The sequence below is a fragment of the Candidatus Chromulinivorax destructor genome, from assembly GCF_003366055.1.
Taxonomy (GTDB): domain Bacteria; phylum Babelota; class Babeliae; order Babelales; family Chromulinivoraceae; genus Chromulinivorax; species Chromulinivorax destructor.
This window is the reverse complement of record NZ_CP025544.1, coordinates 966,028-986,786: the sequence shown is the minus strand read 5'-3', so window position 1 is coordinate 986,786 and position 20,759 is coordinate 966,028. Positions and strand designations below refer to the sequence as shown.

12 protein-coding genes are annotated in these 20,759 nt (G+C 34.4%); 7 read left to right on the top strand and 5 right to left on the bottom strand.

Annotated features, from left to right (window positions below; genetic code table 11):
- Window positions 1-29: 29 nt before the first annotated feature.
- From lon to C0J27_RS04735, 7 genes are all read left to right on the top strand, one after another.
- A complete protein-coding gene (lon, locus tag C0J27_RS04760) occupies window positions 30-2,525 on the top strand; it encodes an endopeptidase La (RefSeq protein WP_115586030.1) in 2,496 nt (831 codons plus the stop codon).
- Between the two features lie 37 nt (window positions 2,526-2,562).
- Window positions 2,563-2,727, top strand: a complete 165-nt coding sequence (locus C0J27_RS05720; RefSeq protein WP_162801813.1) for a hypothetical protein — start codon at window positions 2,563-2,565, stop codon at window positions 2,725-2,727.
- A 229-nt stretch (window positions 2,728-2,956) separates the two neighbouring features.
- On the top strand, window positions 2,957-4,192 hold the full coding sequence (locus C0J27_RS04755; RefSeq protein WP_115586029.1) for a hypothetical protein: 1,236 nt from the start codon (window positions 2,957-2,959) through the stop codon (window positions 4,190-4,192).
- A 440-nt stretch (window positions 4,193-4,632) separates the two neighbouring features.
- Entirely contained in the window at window positions 4,633-6,777 is a 2,145-nt protein-coding gene (locus tag C0J27_RS04750) for a hypothetical protein (RefSeq protein WP_162801812.1), read from the top strand.
- 334 nt (window positions 6,778-7,111) lie between these two features.
- The gene (locus C0J27_RS04745) at window positions 7,112-9,421 is read left to right on the top strand and encodes a hypothetical protein (protein ID WP_115586027.1); all 2,310 of its coding nucleotides are present in this window, start codon (window positions 7,112-7,114) and stop codon (window positions 9,419-9,421) included.
- Between the two features lie 343 nt (window positions 9,422-9,764).
- Window positions 9,765-11,153: a hypothetical protein gene (locus C0J27_RS04740; RefSeq protein ID WP_162801811.1), complete on the top strand. Its 1,389-nt coding sequence runs from the start codon at window positions 9,765-9,767 to the stop codon at window positions 11,151-11,153.
- A 34-nt stretch (window positions 11,154-11,187) separates the two neighbouring features.
- Window positions 11,188-13,497 carry a hypothetical protein gene (locus C0J27_RS04735; protein ID WP_115586025.1) on the top strand — a complete coding sequence of 770 codons (2,310 nt, stop codon included), beginning with the start codon at window positions 11,188-11,190 and terminating at the stop codon, window positions 13,495-13,497.
- 372 nt (window positions 13,498-13,869) lie between these two features.
- Here C0J27_RS04735 and C0J27_RS04730 read toward each other — a convergent pair whose 3' ends face one another.
- From C0J27_RS04730 to C0J27_RS04710, 5 genes are all read right to left on the bottom strand, one after another.
- A complete protein-coding gene (locus tag C0J27_RS04730) occupies window positions 13,870-14,331 on the bottom strand; it encodes a hypothetical protein (RefSeq protein ID WP_115586024.1) in 462 nt (153 codons plus the stop codon).
- 35 nt (window positions 14,332-14,366) lie between these two features.
- Window positions 14,367-15,254: an ankyrin repeat domain-containing protein gene (locus tag C0J27_RS04725; RefSeq protein ID WP_115586023.1), complete on the bottom strand. Its 888-nt coding sequence runs from the start codon at window positions 15,252-15,254 to the stop codon at window positions 14,367-14,369.
- Window positions 15,255-15,272: 18 nt separating this feature from the next.
- Complete coding sequence (locus C0J27_RS04720; protein WP_162801810.1) at window positions 15,273-15,713, bottom strand: hypothetical protein; 441 nt, start codon at window positions 15,711-15,713, stop codon at window positions 15,273-15,275.
- A gap of 347 nt (window positions 15,714-16,060) precedes the next feature.
- Entirely contained in the window at window positions 16,061-18,982 is a 2,922-nt protein-coding gene (locus tag C0J27_RS04715; protein ID WP_115586021.1) for an NHL repeat-containing protein, read from the bottom strand.
- A gap of 171 nt (window positions 18,983-19,153) precedes the next feature.
- The gene (locus tag C0J27_RS04710; RefSeq protein ID WP_115586020.1) at window positions 19,154-20,536 is read right to left on the bottom strand and encodes a hypothetical protein; all 1,383 of its coding nucleotides are present in this window, start codon (window positions 20,534-20,536) and stop codon (window positions 19,154-19,156) included.
- Window positions 20,537-20,759 lie beyond the last annotated feature (223 nt).

Below are 20,759 nucleotides of genomic sequence, written 5' to 3'. Positions count from 1 at the left end.
AAATATCATTGAGAAAGGGAGTTTTGTACATGAACTCAGAAAAAGATATCATCACAACTTTCGCTAAAGATTCCGAATTCAATAATGCTTCAACGGACACGACTATAGAAGATTTACCATTAACACTTCCTGTTTTACCTTTAAAAAATATTGTTACCCTGCCAAGTAGCATCGTACCTGTCATTGTTGGAAGAAAATCTTCTATTAATGCAGTTGAATATGCTATGAAACATAACAATAAAACTATTTTTGTAACGTCTCAAAAACACCCTGATACAGAAGATCCAAAACTCGATGATCTGTTTGAATACGGTACGGTTTCAAGCATTTTACAAATTATTAAAATGCCAAACGGATCACTTAAAATATTAATCGAAGGTATTCATCGGGCAAAAATAGCATCAATGGCTCCTCAGTCTGATTTTTTACAAGCAAATTTTGAATATATACCAACTGTACACAGTTCAAGCAATTCAGAAATGGAAGCTGCTTGGCGACAATTAGACCTCGTGTACCAAAGCTACATAAAAGTTAATACAAAAATACCAACAGACTTAACGGTTATGACTCGCTCGTTTACGGATAAAGACTCTGTCGTTGATACTATTGCAGTGCATGCAAATCTGTCATTTCTTGATCGTCAAAAAATTTTAGAAACTCCAGAGTTAACAACCCGTATGATCAACCTGACGGTCTTATTAAAAAATGAGATCGACATCTTAGATGTTGAACAACGAATTAAATGTCGTATCCAAGATCAAGTTGAAAAAAATCAACGTGAATATTATTTAACAGAACAGATTAAAGCTATTCATAAAGAGCTTGGTAAAGAAGATCAGATGGAAGAAGTTAATGAACTTCGTCTTCAATTAAAAGCCTTAAAGTTGCCTGCTCATCTGGTTGAAAAAACAGATAAAGAGTTGTCTCGCCTTGAACAGATGCCAGCAATGTCTGCTGAATCATCGGTGAGTAAAAACTATCTTGATTGGATTATTAACCTGCCATGGCATAAAATAAGCAAAGACTCTATCAGCTTAAAACAAGCTGAGACCATTTTAAATAAGCAACATGCCGGCCTAAAAAAAGTTAAAGATCGAATTATTGAGTTTATTGCAGCAAAAAAATTCGCAAAAAATCTGACACGCTCTCCAATTATTTGCTTAGTTGGTGCACCAGGTGTTGGTAAAACATCACTTGCAAGCTCAATTGCAGCAAGTTTAGGTCGTGAGTTTGTGCGTATATCTCTTGGTGGGGTTCGTGATGAAGCTGAAATTCGTGGCCATCGTAGAACCTACATTGGGGCAATGCCAGGAAAGATTATTCAGGCTATGAGAAAAGCAAAAACAGTCAACCCTGTTATCTTGCTTGATGAAATTGATAAAATGGCGCGTGACCATGCTGGTGACCCTTCTGCAGCTTTGCTTGAAGTGTTAGATCCAGAACAAAACAAATCATTTATCGATCATTTTGTGGATGCTGAATATGATTTGTCTCAAGTTATGTTTATTGCAACAGCAAACATGATTGAAATGATTCCTTACCCGTTATACGATCGTATGGAAATCATCTCGCTTGCTGGATACACAGAAAAAGACAAGCTTTTTATCGCAAATAAATTCTTAATTCCAAAACATTTAAAAGAACATAACGTTCCTAAAAAACAGTTTAAAATTAATGATGCAACCCTGCTGCTTGTTATTAATGAATATACACAAGAAGCTGGTGTTCGTCAGCTTGAACGAGTTGTTACCAAATTAATTCGCAAAGCAATTCAAGAACTCTTAAACGGTGACCTTGAAAAAGTAGTGACTGTAACACCTGCCCTGATACAAACATGGCTTGGTTACCCTAAATTTAAAAAAACAAACTTAAATATTGGTAATCGCGTTGGTATTGCAACTGGCCTTGCATGGACAGAAATGGGTGGCGATGTTTTAGAAATCGAAGTTGCTTTACTTCCAGGTAAAGGAAACTTTACGCTAACTGGGCAACTTGGCGAAGTTATGCAAGAATCTGCACAAGCTGCATTTAGCTATATTAAAGCAAATGCAACTCGTTTAAAAATACCGCAAACTATGTTTAACAACAAAGATATTCATATTCACTTACCAGAGGGTGCAACACCTAAAGATGGCCCTTCTGCAGGAATATCAATGTGCTGTGCTATGGTTTCGGCGTTAACAGGTGTTCCATTAAAACCGCATCTTGCAATGACTGGTGAAATAACACTACGAGGCAGAGTGCTTGGTGTTGGTGGATTAAAAGAAAAACTTCTTGCAGCACAACAGTATCAGATGACGGATGTTATTTTACCATATCCAAACGAAGATGATATCAAAGAATTTGCTCATGAAATTGAAAATGTTAACCTATTTTTTGCAAAAGATATGGACGAAGTTCTTGAACGAGCATTGGAAGAAAATCCATTTACTCGTAAAGTAGCAAAAGAAAAAGTAGAAAAGAAAAAGAGCGTAGAAAAAACAAGCGCACCTAAAAAAAAGAAGACGGTAACTGCAAGCAACTAAAAAATATGTATCACCCGTTTCTTATAAGGAATATTATATGAAAAATTTATTCAGCTTATTGCTGGTAACATCAGTTGTTTTTGGCGCTGGATGTTCTAACAAAAAAAGAACAACAGCTGCTGTACAACAAAAAGAAACTGTTGTAGAAACAATCGTTTTTGATGAACCTACAAGCAAAGAAGATTATTCAATCGTTGCGTAAGCAATCGATAAATATCTTGATCAAATCTACAAAAAGGGAGCTTTTCTATAAAGCTCCCTTTTTGTATGAAACATATTAATAATACAAACCAAAACCTTTGCAAAAAAACACAAACCTTTCAATTTGAAACAATAATATAGTATCATTACATACAAGGCTTGTTGCATCATCTGCAATAAACCTTATAAAAGTACAATAATTTATTATTATGTTGAAAAGTGAATCCATTATGAAAAAAATCATATTTATTTTTACTGTTTTTATGCTATGCCCAAATTATGGCAAAGCAATGATACACCAATCAAATGTTATACTAACAAATCAAATTTTTTTACATCCTGAACAAATTATCGCTCAAAACAACCTTGATAAGATACAAGGTGCTCTTGATATAGTAGAACAGTATCAAGCGTTGCAAAATATCCGCATACAATCACAATTGCATGTGTTAAAAAATAAATATGATGGTATAGAAAAAATTGTAACTATCAGTAAACAAGCTCAAGAACAACCATTAGGACTTAAAGAATTTGACCCTTTATTCAACGATCAGAATCTTTTAAGCCTTGCAAAGATAGGCATAGGTCTACAAACAATGCAATACTTACTGGCAAGCCAGAAATATCTTTTGTATCACGATACGCTTTCATTTGGAGAAAAAAATCAAATACTCCATCAACTTTGGACTTTGCTACCATACCAAATACCATTAATCAATGATTTACAGAAATACAATCTAAGAAATCTTGATGATATGGCTCAACTACTTCCAGTTTTTTATGATAAAGTTTGGAACGGTCATAAATTCACCGTAACATCTGGATTACTCAATACATTAAAAGATGCAGAATTAGATTATGCTCAAAATATGACTGAGCTTCATAATTTACAAAATTTTGATCAGCAACTAACTCATACAAAAAATCAATATCAACAGGCAAAAGATTCAATTGAAAACTTAAAAAAACGACACGAGAAAAAACTGCAAAAAAAATCGGTCAAAAAAACTCCACAGGAACCTGTAATCAATGTTCCTGAACTATCTAAAAAAGAAAAAGCTGCTTTACTTGCAGCTGAACAACGAGCAGAGCAAAGTAAAAGAGATAAAGAGCGACAAGCTATGGTACTAAAAGAACAGCTCGATCTTGCTGCGACAAAAGCATCTCAAACAGCTCCTGACCTAACAGAAGTTAAAAAAAGTTTAAAACAATCGAGTGTGAAATCAAAAAATAAAAACAAGCTGAAGAAACCAATTATCGATGAAGATCTTGAATATCTAGATTCGATTATTGCGCACATGCAACCAGTACAAACTACACCGACTCCAATCATGGTAAGCACCCCGCATCATGACCTGAAAAATTATATACAAGAACTTGATGAAGAAATTGCTAAGCAGCAAGCAAAAGATCTTGAAAGAAAAAAACGTATTGAACAAAGTAATAAGCTTTTAGAGACTTTGTGATAAAAAAATCGTAGGCTGTGTGAACCAAATTTAAAATAATCATACCATCCTCCAATATCGCTGCGCTCTTTTCCGGAAACATGGGTGGCAGCGGCCACTATACGCTTTCTTAGTTGAAAAAAAGTGCATCAGGCCCACCGGCCTCCCGACCCCCGAAGTTTTCATAGAAAACGCAGGGCAAAACTCTATAGTAAAAATTTGGTTCACTCAACCTAGGCATTTTTTACGTTTGATGAACTTTCAACAGTTATACCCCACTTGCCTGCAATCTCCCAATATTTTTATAAAAAAATGGAGGGCAAAAATTTATAATAAAATTTTTGCCCTCAGTATCGTAAAAAATTACATAAAATTATAGATACAAGTTTTCAATATGTGTACTTTATGGCATATTAAGATCTTGTGTTATCATCTTATAATTTTTTCAAATCGAATCTCTTATGAATATATTAGTAAATTTTTCTCTTTTACTTTTGTTCTTACACGGCAATCTTTGGAGCATGCAAGAACAAAGCAAACCTCGATCATCATACACTCATACCATCAATAGCACTCAGCATACACCGTACATTACCTGTGCGCCACAATTTGCTTACGAAACCATTACCAAAGACAATAAGTTTGACAACCAAGATCAAACAATAACTCAAGCTTCTTTACAAGGCGCTGTTAACATTATAGAGCAGTATGAAAATTTTAATGCACTATACCTACACAATGCACAAGAGCAGGCTTGCTTGCTTGCTACAATTTCTGATATAGATACAACCCTGCAAAATTTACCGACAACAACCACTTTTTACGACCTCATCGACAATAAAAACATCGCCCCTTTATTATTGGCAATGAGTACAACCGTTCCTGCAATTCATCTCTTATGTTTATTTGAAAAATATTTTTCACTCAAGGATCACCCATACACGCAAGCTATGAAAGCAATTGAAGATCAACTTGTTGAATCTTATTATCCTTTCCATGAAACCATTCAAACCTTGATTCCAATAATCCCACATGCACATAGTGCACTATGGAATCTTAATAGAACGATGATTCTTCATAATCTATACGAAAGTCTACAGTATCAAAAAAATATTCTTGTAGATACAACAAACGCTTACGAACAAAAGAACGTAGCTGTTAAAAATCTTGCTGACCAAAAAAGTCAGTACACAGATGCTCTCATGCACATGCAAGCAGAAAATAACGTACAAAACGGCTTACCAGTTCAAGCAGCTGTCAAAACAGTAGAAAATGATACAACAACAAAAAATAATACGCAGCTACAAGAGAATATAACTAAGCAAGTATCTAAAAAAAGTCTCTTAAGCATGCATACAAAAACTAATCGGCTGCAAAAACAGCTGCAAGAAAAAATTGCTGATGAAAAAAGAGCTGAACAAAGTCGAATTGACAAAGAGCGTCATCAAGCTGCTTTGATAAAACAACAAGAAGAAGCTTTAGCTGCTGCTGCAAAATTAGCTGCTATACAAAAAAATAAATCTATAAAAAAGAAAAAAAAGTTAGCACCTGAGCAATTAGTAGTTGATGAAGATGAGGCGTATTTAGATCAGCTTATTACTGAAAAAAATATATCGAACAGCACTATACAAGCTGCTGATACCCTAGCTTTAACTGATGGTTTTGACGATACGACAACAGCATTTGTTAATTTCATTCAGACTCGCAATCAAAAAATTCTTGCATTACAACAAGCAAAAGAAATTCAAAGAAAAAAAGACATTCTTACCTGCCTGAAAACAGCTGTAAAAGATCGTGATAATAAAAAAGATTATTTAGAAAAAAAACGAGATAAAGATTTTTCTTATAACGATGAAAATGAAAAATTAGCATTACAATATCTTGAAGAATATACAAATTATGTTCTTGCAGTTCAGGGCATTGATGAAAATTTTTTCACATATTTTCAAATTGCAACAGAGCGATTACTTGCACTGGAAGATCAATTTACCTTACAAGGCACCCATCTTAAGTGGTATCTTGCGACAAACCCTGCTTTATACAAAAAAATGAAAGCGGAATATGTGCAGTTAAACAGAATTTTATACAAGGTTGCCACGTATGGAGAAAAAGCAGTAGAAATGTACCATCTACAAGAAATTGCGGGAAGTTTACAAAAAATACATACCGCTGGTGGGATTCTTGATATTACTGAATATATCTATCCAATAAAAACAAACGATGAAATTGATCAACTTGCAACATTGCCTGATAATGTTTTAAAACAAGCACAACAAGACATTGAATTATTATATGCAAACGTACCAGTACAAAACAATCATCAACTCTTACAACCGATTATAGAAAAATTATTACACAAAGCTGAAATAAAAACACAGCCATTAGGTGTTATTGATGAAATGGTGCATGAAGCTCAAAAAATATCGGCACAAGAAACTAATCAACAAAATCAAAGTTTGCAAGAGCTTGATATCAATACCTTTAAGACGCTACAAAAAGTTACCGAAATGAGTGATTTAAATTTTACCGAACATACTACTGCAAATCTAACAAAAATTTATGCTGTTGTGATACGTAGCTTAGTAAAAATTTTACAACTACCATAAGCTCTGTAAAAAAATATGCAAAACTAGGCTGTGTGAACCTACGATATCGCTGCGCTCATCTCCGGAAATATTGGTGGCGGCGGCCACGTTACGCTTTTTTAGTTTAAAAATAGTGCATCAAGCCCACCTGCCGATTCCCGTAGTTTTTGTAGAAAACGTAGGGTAAATCTATAGTAAAAAATTTGGTTGATGCAACCTGGCCACATCATAATGCATACGAATATACAAGTATTTAAATTCTAAAAAAACAATTTAAAAGTTTTCAATATGTGTATTTTGTGGCATATTGAAATAGTCTCTTTGTCATGTATAATTTTTTAAAATCGAATGTCGTATGAATAAATTACCTATTATTGTTTTTGCAATTTTTGTATTTCAACCTTATGTTCAAGCTATGCAAGATACAAGCAAATCTCAACCGACGTATACTCATAGAGTAGACTTGCATAATCAATCAGATGCTCTTACATGTTTTCCAGAATTTTCACACGACATTACCGATACAATAAGTGACTTTTACAAGCAAGATAAAGCGGCACAAAAAAACAAGCTCCAAGCTGATCTTGCAATTATTAATCAATATGAAGTATTGTACCAAGATTATCTAAAACATCAGTTACATAAGTTATCAACTCAAGATGCTTACATTCAAAAAATATCTGATTTGCACGATATCGCTCAACAAAAAACTATCGACCCAACAGAATATGATGAGCTGGTCAATAATCCAATTTTTTTTCATACCATAGCAATGGCGCCCCAAGCTCCTTCATTCCAATTTTTATTATTGGCTCAAAAATATATTTCTTCACAAGATGCAATGTCTCATGAATACAAACAGACAATTCTTCAAACAATCAATATGTTACTGCCATATCAAATTGGACTGCAAGCTGAGCTTATAGAATACAACCCTCAAAATCTTGACGATTTAGCACTCATGCTTCCAATACTGTATGGTAGAGCATGGAATAATCATAAATTTAGTATAACATCTGGATTACTTAGCATAATTAACAAAGCAAAATTACAACGAAATGTGATTATTCATGAGTTTGATAATCTACAAAAAGCTCGTAATAATATTGCTTGTCAAAAAAATCAATATGTTGAAGCTTTAGCGTTAATCAATGAACAAAATCAATCTGCAACACAACCTATCCAAATAGTTCAAGAATCAACACCTGTTGAATCTGAACTATTAGTTGAGCAACCGGCTGTTAACTCAACACAAGATCAAGTACAAACAACCAAAAAGAAAAAATCTGCTAAAAAATCTGTCCCACAAGCTCCTGTGCTCTCTGCAAAACAACAAGCTGCTTTAGTTGCTGCAGAAAAAAGAGCTGAACAAAGTCGAATTGATAAAGAGCGTCGCAGCATGAAGCAAGAAGATGAACGATCTGCTGCTGTTGCAAAATTTATTGCATCATCAACAATGACTCCCATAAAACAAAAAAAATCTGCGTCAAAAAAACCAAATCCTCAACATAGTTTTAAGCCAATTGTTTTTGATGAAGAAGATGCACTTTTACAAGCTGCTATTGAAGAAAACAAAAAAGCAGAAGATGCAAAAGCTCTTGAACAAGCAATAAAACTTCATGAACTGCTTGCAGCGCAGGGTACTGCAATTGAAAAATCAGTAGAAAATAACCACCCAATGATAAAACAAAATCAAGAGCTTATAGACTACCTTGAATTTATAGAGGCTCGTAATAAAAAATATTGTCAATTACAAACAGCAAAAGAAATCGAAACTCGTAACGAATATGAAAAACTAAAAAAATTACCATACAAAGACCGCCCTGCTGCTCAAATAAAAATCGATACAAATTTATCAAAAAAATATTCTATGCTCAGCGAAGAAGAACAACAAGTTTTAAATTTACTTCTTGTATATGCTGAAAAAGCTCTTGATAAACAAGCTATTGACAGCACTTCTTTAGAAGATATTGAAGTCATGGAAAAAAAAATAGTGAAGGCTGAACTTCATTTAGCTCAACAAGGACTTCACTTAAAATGGTATCTTGCTGCATTCCCAGATCTTTATAAAAGAATGAAAGAACAGTACATAAAATTCCAGACGATTGTGCAGCGATCATCAAGAATTCAAGATGAAATAATGAAATCTACTGACCAAACAATAACAGCTCAAGATCCATTATATAAACAAAAAAAAGTGGCTAAAATATTAGAACATCTCCATACAAACAATGGCGTACTTGATATTAGTAAGTTTTTGTATCCAATCATAACACATGAAGAGCTTGATGCATTAGGGTCGTTACAACCGTTGACGCTCCATACAGCACAACAAGATATTAAAGCTTTATTTACGGATAAAACAACTTGCCATGACTATACAAGAATAGAGCCTATTCTTGAAAATTTATTACGCCAAGCACAGATTAAGAGTTATCCTATACATATGATCCGTCAAATAATTAAGAACACTGCAGCTATTAGTTGTATAGAATTAGAACATGTAAAAAAAGAAGTTTTACAAAATATTGATCTTGAAATTTTTAATGTACTACAAATATCTAATGAATTAAGCATAATTTCTTTAACCGATGATGCAATGGCTGATATAGCAAAGTCTCAAGCTGCTGCTATGCGTGCTTTAATCGATATTATACAAGTATAACATCCATTTTTGTCAACTTTTTTCACTATGGTACTTTGTGCCCTTCATTGTTTATAAAATTTTTGAGAAAGTTGTTTACCGTGTACCACACATCGTAATCAACTTTCTCAAAATAAAACTCAGTCATATTGTAGGTTGCGTAAACCAAATGTAACTGTACATTTTTGCCCTGCGTTTTCTCTGAAAACTCTGGGAATTTGCAGACCGATGGTGCTGATAACTTTTTTCAAGATGCACAACTGTAAAATAGCCTTCGCCACATTTGATTTACACAGCCTGAACATTTGTCTTGTATTTTAATTTGATTGATACTCCTTACACACCCTTATACAGAAAATTTTTTATGAACATACTGTTTTTTGCACTTTTTTTTATAATAAACAGCTCTCATCATTGTTATAGTATGGAGCTAACAAATTCTTGTGCAGATCAACTCAATAATAAAATTGATCAAGATTCTATCGTGAACAACAATGAATCGCCAATCGAAAACTTTGATCAAGAATTTGAAAACGTCGTAGAAAATAATCAATTGTTTTCTACTTTAGAACAAAAGCCTGCTCAGACTATACAATCAAAAAAAACTAAGAAAAAAAAGAAAAAATCTTCTCTTGATGCTCCAGATGAAGATGATGCTATTTTAGATGCTTCTATTGCTTTTAATAAAGAACAAGAATTAAAATCTCTTGCGTTGGAAAATAGTTCTTCTGCAAATTATTCTACCGTAACACTTACGCATGATTCAGCTGCATTTGAGCAAACACAACAATTTCTTGCTTTTGCTCAAATGCGTCAAGATAAAATAGAAGAAAGAGAAGCACAAAGAAAAAAAGGTCTGACAGAAATCAATAAAAAATTATGTAGAGTAAAAGCAGAAAATCGAGATGACGAACGAAAAAAACTTCAACAAAAATTATCAATAGAATTTCCTATCATTGATACTCATGAACAACAGGCTATAAAATTTCTCGACTGGTATGCTTGCCAGGTACTGACGACAAATTCAATTGATGATCTATCAGTTCAAAAATTTACAGAACTAGAAAAAAACTTACAAACACAAATAAATAGATTACTGACGTCACAAGGTGTTCATTTAAAATGGTACCTTCTTCTCTATCCACCTCTTCATGAAAATATCAAATCAAAATACATTGCATTGAAAGCTGCTCTACAAACTCCTAGCTCTGGAAAAAGAGAGATTGCTTTCATGGAGAAAGATAGTTCTTTAGACACAACATCTGATCAAAATAAAATTCTTGCGATATTAAAAAGAATTCATACTCGTAATGGAATGCTTGATATCACTCGAATTTTATATCAAATGCCAAGTCTTGAAAGTATTAATAGACTTGCAACATTAAGCAATGATCAGTTAACCCAAGCTGAAAATGCCATTAAAGCACAATATGATCCAGCCATGTCGATTGATGATTTATATTTTATTCAAGAGATTATTAACACATTGCTCAAGCAAGCTGGCTTTTCACCTGGGATTAAAGGCATGACCAATGATATTATAATTTTCACAAAAACATTACAAGACGACAGTTATTGCGATAGTAGAGAATCTTTACTTGATGAAGTTGCTTCTAAAATATTTTATAGTTTGCAAATAGATAATGAAATGAATAGCACGCATATAACTGATGAACAGAAAGCAAATCTTTCAAAAATTTATGCAACAGTCTCATCAACGCTCATTAAACTTATTATCTCATCAAAAAAATAAGTAAATTTTATTCAAACTTTTATAAGAAAATATTATGAAAAACATACTCCATACATTTGTAGCAATAGCAATTTTATCTCACAATCTCTATGCAATGGAAATGACCTGCTCAAAAAATGACTCAGCACATTGTCATCAAGAATTAGAAAGCAACATACTAAGAGAAACTGCACTTGTGCGCACCATAGAAAGCCAAGAAGAGTTTTATTCAAAAATACATACCTTCTACCATATTACGGCAGCGCATCAACCAGGGATACAACCTTGCGGCCAAGAGTTATTTAATAATCGAGAGCTTTTGCTGGCAGCTGGAATTGCACCAGAATCTGAGTCCCTTCATTTTTTATTATTAGCGCAAGAGTATATTGTATCTCATAACACCATAGAAGATGCACGTAAAAATATTATCCGTAATAAAATTAATTTTTTGCTCCCAAATCAATACGGATTTTCTTTGTACCTTACAAACCCTTACAAAGAAAGCCACGAAGATACTTTACGCGCTGTCATATTGCTCTATGAAAAAGCAAAATTTATTCATAAGCTCAACTTGATCATGAATTTTCAAAATATTCTTGCAATTACAAGTTATAACATCAATATGCATAGACACCTATTACAACAAGTTCAAGATACAATACAAGCTCTGACTGAAAAAGTACATTTGCAAGATACGACACATAACGATGAAATAACAAACAACACCCCGGTAAGTCAAGCTACACACAACAGTGGGGACCAAAAAGATGAACAACAAGTTTCTATAACTTCCCATAAAAAATCATCTGCTAAAAAATCTAAAACTTCGGCAGTCATTTCTGCACAAATTATGAAAAGACAAGCATCTGACGTGCATACTGCAGAAAAAAGAGCTGAACAAAGTAGACGAGATAAAGAACGAGTTGCCTTAGAAAAAAAACAACAAGAAGAAATAGCTGCAGCAAAAAATTCTGAAAAAAAATTAATTAGTAAGAAACCAGCTGCTCAAGTTCAAAAAACAAATAAAAAAAATCAAAAAAAGAATACACAAAAAGACAATACTGATATCGATGACGAAGAATTTTTTGCTTTAGTTGCTGCTGCAACGTTAGAAAATAATAAAATTAATGAATTTTACCATGATTTTTATAATGCAACTCATAGTATTATAACAACATTACAGCCATCAATTCTTCAAGGTCGTGAAATAGCGCAACTACAAACTCTGATTAATCAACTGCAAAACGTACATTCTACAATTGAAATTATGCATGAAGAGTTGACGAAAATAAAACTTGCAAATCGTATGAATGAGAATATAACTGCAACAATTACACAAGTAAATAAAGCTATTACAAAAAAACAGTACTCAAATATTTTTGACCAATTGTTTGAAAAAGCAACGGGAAATGTTCATGATTATATTTATAATAAAGACTATCTAGCATGGATATTTTTTAAACAATCTCGACTTGAAGCTCAATTAAGCTCTACCATAAAAAGTAAAAATTCTTTTGTCGATCATAATCACGCTACCTGCAAAGTTCTTTTTGAAGAATATCTGGAAGCTTTAAACCTTGAAAACCTTAAAACTACACCTGCAGAAAAATTTGAACTGATCTACAATAAAATTGAAGCAGTTGAAAACAAATTATTACAAGATGGTATACAACTCAAGTGGTATCTTATGATTGAGCCAAAACTGTATGCTGCAATCAAAGAACAATATAAAAATTTTGATAAATTTATTGATACATGCTGTGCAGAACAAGCAGCAACTTTAAAAAATGAAATGTACAATTTTATTGAAGAACACCCTTATGCAACAGATGCACAAGCAAAAGATTTTCAAAAAAATCTCAAGCAAAAAGTAACATTACAAAATAAATTTAAAATATTACATATATTATTCAAACTTCATACTGATAATGGCATATTAGACCTGAGCAATCTGATGTACCCAATGGAAAAACAAATAACCCCTATCAGCACACAAGGGCTCCTCACGAAAGATGACTTACAAAGCCTTTCAAAGAGTATTGAACATCTTTATACCGATGAAAATCATACGAACATAACAATCATGAAACCTATTATTGAAAATTTATTTGCAAAAGCATCAATACCTGACCAAGCAGATCGTAAATGGAAACGTCTTATTGAAAATATAGAATCTGTTTTTAATACAAATTATATATCACCTGAATTTGAATCTGAAGAAGATAATTATGATGTTTTATATACTATTGAAGAGAGATTTAACGAAATGGAAGTATATCCATTAACTCCATCGCAACTTGCTGATTTTACAAAAATAATAGCAACAGGAATAATGACTGCGGAAAAAATCAAAAATAAAAAATAAATATAAAAACCTAGGATATCGCTTCGCTCATCTTGGCAAACAGTGGTGGCGGCGGCCACGTTACGCTTTTTTAATGAAAAACTACGTCAATCTATGTAAAAAACCAAGCAAACTTTGAGAAATTAAACTTGGCTAAGGTTTAAAAAAAGTGCATCAGGCCCACTGGCCTGCAGATTCCCGGAGTTTTTATAGAAAACGTAGAGCAAAACTCTTTGGTAAAAATTTGGTTACTCAAGCTCATAGCAACAAAATTATCTCCACGTAAAAATAGAAGCCCGAGTATAAAAACTTGGGCTTCTATCGTAAAACTAAAATCTTTATTATTTTAATGGCAATTGCCATCGATCTGTAAGCAAAGATTCATACTATTTTTTAATAAATACCATACCGTTGGCAAATTTCTTTACTGCGCACAGGTACTTGAGCAAGTAATTTAGGATAATTTTTTAATAATTTTTCATACACAATAGGTTTTGTTTTTTTTGCTAAACGAACTCTTGATGGCTCATGCCCTTCTACAATGCTATATTCAGCGTATGCTGACTCTACAGCACGTACAATATTTTCAAATGGTTGCAAGCATACAAATACATCATCAAAATTATCTCCATATAAGTTACTTATAATGGCAGTCTTGTTCATAATTTCAAACAAAGCGTTATTTCGTAAAAAATATATAAATTCTATTTTTGGCGGTAACTTAATAAGCTCCTCTTGCTCATGAGCATTTGCAAGAACATCCTTTTTCCATATATTCATGATGCAAAAAGCAAGCATACCGGCAACTACCAATGCTAGAAAATGTCTCATTTTTTTATGATATTGTATATTCATATTTCCAATTCTTTTTAAAATTTTTTTATATTTTTTTATAATCCAGCGTTAACAATATTTCCATCAAAATCAAATACTTGCATAGGCGTAGCTCCGATATTAAGTTGTAGATTATGAGCTTGAATCATATTTTTAATATCGTCATTTCCTATTCTTGCAGCAAACGCAAACGCATTATCTCCATGATTATCAGCAATCTGCGTATTTGCATGAGCTTGCAATAAAATATGTATCATCTGTTGATCTTCATTTGAAATAGCATGATGAAGCGGCGTTTTGCCATGAATATCTTGCATCGTAAAATTTGCACCTAAGGTCATTAAATTAACAACTTCATCATGATAACTATTCATAACAGCAACATGCAAAGGTGTTCTTCCACGATTATTTTGAGCATTAATATCTGCCCCAAAAGAAAGCAATGTTCTATAAGTTGATGAATTACAATTCATAACAACTTTATGCAATAATGTTTCGCCTAATAAATTAATTTCACGCATCCATTTTGGAATAGCATATACCATAAAACCATCTCTATGCTGTTGCACATAAGTAATAAAACGAATAAAAGGGTCATTTTCTTGCATTATATCTATGTTTGAAGTTATAAATCTTGGTATATAATGTAAATGCATTGCATGAATAATAGAAACAAAAGCTTCTTGAACAACTTGACCATAATCAGGGTCTACGCCGTCCTCACCAACTTCTAAATTTTCTTGCAAAAACTCTTCAAAAGTTGGGTAACGATTATCAACAAGACGAATAAGCTCAAAACCTTGAATCATATCAGGTAATCTGTGTAGCGTTAATTCTATAGTTTTCTCATTATCTTCAGCTATTTTGATTTTTTCATCCATAGCTGGTAGTTGTATAGAAATACAAAGAAATAATAAAATTTTAGTTACCTGAATTATTTTCATCACAATGGCTTTCAATTTTTACGAAATAATTTTACGAACACGCAGTTCATCAAGTGCATCTGGATAATTTTCTAATAATACTTCATATAACAAAGGCTTACTTTTACTAACTAAGCGAACTCGAATTGCATCATAGCCTTCATTTGCAGCATATTCTTCATATGCTCTATTAACTTTTTCAATAAAATCATCTAAAGATAACGGTTCTGCTTTTTCATGAGGTAACTTTGTTCCATATAAACTTTTTAGCAGTGTTGTTTTTTCAGCGATTTGATCTAATGAGGCTTGAACAAGTAAATTTTTGCATGCAGCTCGTGATGGTAATTGAATTAACTGAACTTCATCACTCATAACAACTTCTGTTTTCCATAGTCGCACTACAAAAAATAATGCCATGCACGCCACAAGAACAGCAAGTAAACTAAATCCTTGTTGCACATACATCTTATTTTTCATCATGATATATCTCCAATTTTAACCAAAAAATTAACAAACAATACATATTTAGTACTTATACTACAAAATATAGTTTCTGATAGTCAATAATTAGCCTGGAAAACAACTGTTTATTACGATCTGTAAGCACTTGGAAATTTTTTGTATATTACGAGCTTTTTTATTGAGGTTGCGAAAACCAAATTTTTACGAAAGAGTTTTGCCCTCCGTTTTCTATCAAAACTCCGGCAATTTGCTTGCCGGTAGGCCTAATACACTCTTTTTTTTACCTGAAAAAAGCGTACAGTAGCAGCTGTCAACCATGTTTGCCAAGATGAGCTCAGTGAGATCGCAGGCCTCTATCTTAATATTTACATTTGGTTTACACAGCCTAACAATGTTTTTCGTATTGCTATACGACAGGCATTAAAATTAGTAAAAAATGTATGAATATTATCTGCACTATCAGGATAATCTTGTGTCAGCTTTTGCTGTACAAGAGCAAACTGACGATCCCATCCTGGGGTTGTTGATGCCACTAAATTAAGATGTAGTTGATTTGCATATACAGCAGCATATTCATCTAAACAATTGTGTACTGCTGTTATCGTAGCAGATCGAGCTGCTACATCAGTAATAGCGCAAGCATGAAATGGGATATTAAAAAAATTCTTAAAAATTGTAGGATTATTTCCATACCAATACATACTCAATGCAGCACCTTGCAAAGCATCAGGCGATTTTATCATAATTTGATCACCAGAATAGATTTGTGTAACCATCAACTGATTTCCATCACATCCGCTGATCAATGGATAATTAATCTTATTAACAGCTACGCAAGCAGTGGCTGCTGACGATAAAGAAATTGTATCAATTATCGCAATGCCAGTTGAGGTAAAAGTAGTATCAATACCGCCTGTCGATGTAAACCGAGCTATAACCATCTGGTTCGTCAGTTCATTGACCGACGGTAATGTTCCTGCAATCAAAATAGCATCACTCCCATCAATCGCAATATTTTTACATGCATACAGGCCTGTTAAACCATGACTGACAGCAATCCCACCATGACCAAATGTATCATCAACTATCCCAGTGATGGTAAAACGCCCCACAACAAATGTTTTATCGGTTGTATAACCACCAATGACAATACGCTGCAAGCTATCAAAAGCTAAGCTGCCCCCATCTGCTAAATTCATAATTGGTAATGTTTTTGCAACTCCACTATTTGCAAAAGAAGTTGTATCAAAATTGCCTGCAGCATCAAACTTACCTACGACTAAATTTCCGGTAAACGTACTTGCTCCAACATACACATTATTGTCAGCATCAGTTACCAGATTACCGCCTGAACGCAGTGTTGGGATAACGGTAGTTTGGGCAATCCCTGCTGTTCCAAAAATATCAACTGTTCCAAGGGTCGTAAATCGAGCAACTATTACTCTACCATCACAGGTATGTCCACCTATTACAATACGATCAGCTGCATCAACTGCAAGATAACCTCCAGTTATTAATGTTTCAATACAATCTGTTTGTGCAAGACCAGCAACACCTGTTCCATCGCCAGCACCATTAAATCCAACGGAATCAAGTAACCCATCTGCAGCTACAAATCGAGCAACTACAAACCTTTGTGCAACGCAGCTTGCAACATACACATTATGCAAGCTATCAACAGCAACGTAACAGTTGCCAGTTAACCCTGGTATGATAGGAGTTTGGGAATAACCAACACCACCAAAAGTATAATCTGGAGTTCCATCTGGTAAAAACCTTGCGACAAGCATAGTTTGGCTTGTCGTTATTCCACTTACCAGTATACGCCCTTGACCATCAATAACCGTATCGCCACCATCTATAAACAAGCTGCTGGTATCTGCATATCCAATACCATTGATGCCAAAATCGTGGTTTACTCTATCTGGAAGAGGAATAACTTTACCAATATATTGAGGAACAGCTCTCGTTTTGTGATACCCATTGATACGAATCGTCAATGGCGTGTCAAGAGCATGCGTTGATTCTTCACTTGCCGCAACAAGAATTTGTCCATTATCTTGAACGCTTATGCCCCACAAATTTCTTACAACCTGTTGACCTGATGCAACGTAAAAAGCATGTATGCCAGGAGTTAAACCAGCTGCATAAAACTCTTGATCAAGGTTTCCTTCTGGGGTAACTGCCGCAACGAATTGATAATCTGGATGAAGCTGATGCCCTGCAACTAGATAGTGAGAACAGGAGCTATCCATTATATTTTGCAATGCTACTAAGTTTGTTACTACAGCAGTTTTTACTCCTGCACATTCAATCTGCAATGAAACACCATCATGAAAATTTGTATCAACCAAACCATCTTGGTTTAATCGAACGAGACAAACAGAACCTTGTTCTTCATTTCCAGATGTAGCAATAACAATATTTTTTGCTGCATCAATGACCATAGCAATATGTGCACCATGCTGTATGTTTGTCAGTACCTGGCAAGCAACTCCATCGACACCAAAATCTTGTACTAATACACCTTCTAAATTATATTTTGCAACCGATGCATGCGCTTGTTCATCGGTGACCGTGCTGATAGCTACATAGATACTATCATCTGCATCAACGCACACCGATGTTACATTTGTTCCGACCGGAATAAACCCACTGGCAGTACCAAAATTTGTAACCAATACCCCCTTGCAATTAAGCATTCCAATCATCCCAATATCACCTTTGCAGCCAACAAAAATATAGTTACCATTGCTCAATTGCGCAACGGCATTAACAACATCAATTTGTGATAAATAAACAGTTCCTGCAATTCGATTGCACCCAAAAGACCTATTCATAGCTCCTGTTGGCATAACACTTTTTATATACCCACCAGCATTACAATTACTTCCAAAAACAATCGAGTTCTCAGCACCATCAAATACCATGCCATGAACAACTTCGGTTCCAGATATCTGAGCAATTGCAATCCCATGACCTTGCCCACCGATGGTGTAGGTTGGATCAGGAGTCCCATCGCTTAATAATCGAACTGTCCATGAGCTTAAACCATCAACATCTTGAACAACTGCCATAATTTTGGTTCCCGTACTCAATGGTGCAATAGCTCGAATTTGCTGGCCTACCGATGCTTCCCCTGCATACACTGTGCTAACACCATCTACACCATAGGTGCAATCAAATGTTCCAAGCAGATTCTCATGCGCTTGCACACAACTTGCCAACGTAAGACTCAACATTGCTAACCAAACATGTACACGTAAAAATTTTATATACCAGTTCATACGTTCTTCCTTGTAAGAGCAAATAGATTATAGTTTTTTAAAAACAGCCCTTTATTCTTTGAGTAAAACATACATTGTTTTTTAAAATATAGTTTTTATATAAAAAAAGTGGCCTTCTTGCGAAAGCCACTTTGTATATAATGTGAGAAAGATATACTCACGTTAATAATTCTATACTAATACTTCTAGGTTCAACCATACAGACCAGCTTGACAGCGCCTGTACAGAATGAGCCATTTCAACTGACCCACCAAGCCCACAGCTTATTTTGTCAAATTGATACTGGAAGCGCCCTGCAACCATGTTGCTTGTCCATGCTCCAGCAGCACCAGTCGCTACGTTTAAATCAGTTGCTAGCAATGTTACCGGGGCCAAGTCAAACGCTGGATTTGCTTGTGCAATTGTTGCGTTACTTGCAGTTGTTACACCACCAAAGTCAGTAACATAATACACACCAAATTGGTCTGAAATTGTCTCATTAACAAGACTTACCGTTTCTGCTTGCGTATGGAAGAAGTTGTAGCTTACCTCAAACAAACAGTGTTCCCAACGTTTTTGCAGACGAGCATACATCGTGATTTGGCTTGTGCCATCAACATGCGTATCTTGCGTAAACAAATTAATGCCTGGTAATGGATTAACTGGACCACTGCCAATTTGAGCAATTTCTTGCAATCCAAGGTAACGTGACCATGCGCCATTTGGAGCTAGATCAAATGAACGAACTTCGTTTGCTGCAAATAAATAACGGTAGTTACCACCACCAACAAATGACCATTGGCTATCAGTCACACTCATAAAATCTGCACCAAAACCTAATCCGCAATGCTTTGTTCCAACCATTGGTTCAAATAACCATTCAGCTTGAGAACCTTTTGCTGTCGGAAGCTCTAATAGCATAAAAGCTGCACCATAATTGTGCCAGCAAGCAGATGAAAATGATTCCATCTCTTTTGATGCACCAAACATAAACTGAACGTTATCTAAACCTACTTTATTTTGGACCGTGCCAAATTTACCATAGCTCCAATCCGCTTGGCTAAACGCTTGCAATGCATTGGTAATTATTGTTCCATCTGGTTGCGTCATGCCACCATTACCGCCGCCAACTTCATCGATAACGATTTGCGTTCTACAATTAATCAATGATGTTTTAAGATCCAAGAAAAATATTTTAAACTGTTTGTACAGATGGAACAAACCACCAAACATGTACATTTTTGGTTGCAAGGTAACAGTCGAAAGATAATCACGATCAACGTTTGCAGAACCAAGCAAGATTAACTCTGGATTAATATCCCCGCCACCTTGCTGGTTTAACACCATCGTGTCAGTTCCATTAATACCCAAATTTGCCATCGTATGAGCTGGATCAAACGTACCAGAACCCCATGGAACTATCTCAAAACTTAATGTTTTATCATCAAAACAACTGTAATCATCTTGTTTAAATAACAATGGATTGGATGTTACTTCACGGTGATTCATAATCGTTGCATAGCAATGTAATGGTGATGCAAACATCAGCAATCCCACGATACATATTTTTTTCATAGATAACCTTTTTATTTTTTTAATTTTTTATACAACCTACGGTTCAGCTACGCTTACCCTCCGGAAACAGGGCGGCGGCGGCCGCATAACGCTTATCTAAAATCTACATACATTCATCTATTTTCACGTATCTTTTTTAAACTTTTTATACAACCTACGGTTCAGCTACCCTTCACTTCAGAAAACAGAGTGACAGCGACTGCATAACCCTTATCTAAAAACT

Coding starts and splice junctions, on each gene's coding strand:
- C0J27_RS04715 (WP_115586021.1), bottom strand. CDS start 18,982: ATGAACTGGTATATAAAATTTTTACGTGTACATGTTTGGTTAGCAATG.
- lon (WP_115586030.1), top strand. CDS start 30: ATGAACTCAGAAAAAGATATCATCACAACTTTCGCTAAAGATTCCGAA.
- C0J27_RS04730 (WP_115586024.1), bottom strand. CDS start 14,331: ATGAATATACAATATCATAAAAAAATGAGACATTTTCTAGCATTGGTA.
- C0J27_RS04720 (WP_162801810.1), bottom strand. CDS start 15,713: ATGATGAAAAATAAGATGTATGTGCAACAAGGATTTAGTTTACTTGCT.
- C0J27_RS05720 (WP_162801813.1), top strand. CDS start 2,563: ATGAAAAATTTATTCAGCTTATTGCTGGTAACATCAGTTGTTTTTGGC.
- C0J27_RS04740 (WP_162801811.1), top strand. CDS start 9,765: ATGAACATACTGTTTTTTGCACTTTTTTTTATAATAAACAGCTCTCAT.
- C0J27_RS04750 (WP_162801812.1), top strand. CDS start 4,633: ATGAATATATTAGTAAATTTTTCTCTTTTACTTTTGTTCTTACACGGC.
- C0J27_RS04710 (WP_115586020.1), bottom strand. CDS start 20,536: ATGAAAAAAATATGTATCGTGGGATTGCTGATGTTTGCATCACCATTA.
- C0J27_RS04735 (WP_115586025.1), top strand. CDS start 11,188: ATGAAAAACATACTCCATACATTTGTAGCAATAGCAATTTTATCTCAC.
- C0J27_RS04755 (WP_115586029.1), top strand. CDS start 2,957: ATGAAAAAAATCATATTTATTTTTACTGTTTTTATGCTATGCCCAAAT.
- C0J27_RS04725 (WP_115586023.1), bottom strand. CDS start 15,254: ATGAAAATAATTCAGGTAACTAAAATTTTATTATTTCTTTGTATTTCT.
- C0J27_RS04745 (WP_115586027.1), top strand. CDS start 7,112: ATGAATAAATTACCTATTATTGTTTTTGCAATTTTTGTATTTCAACCT.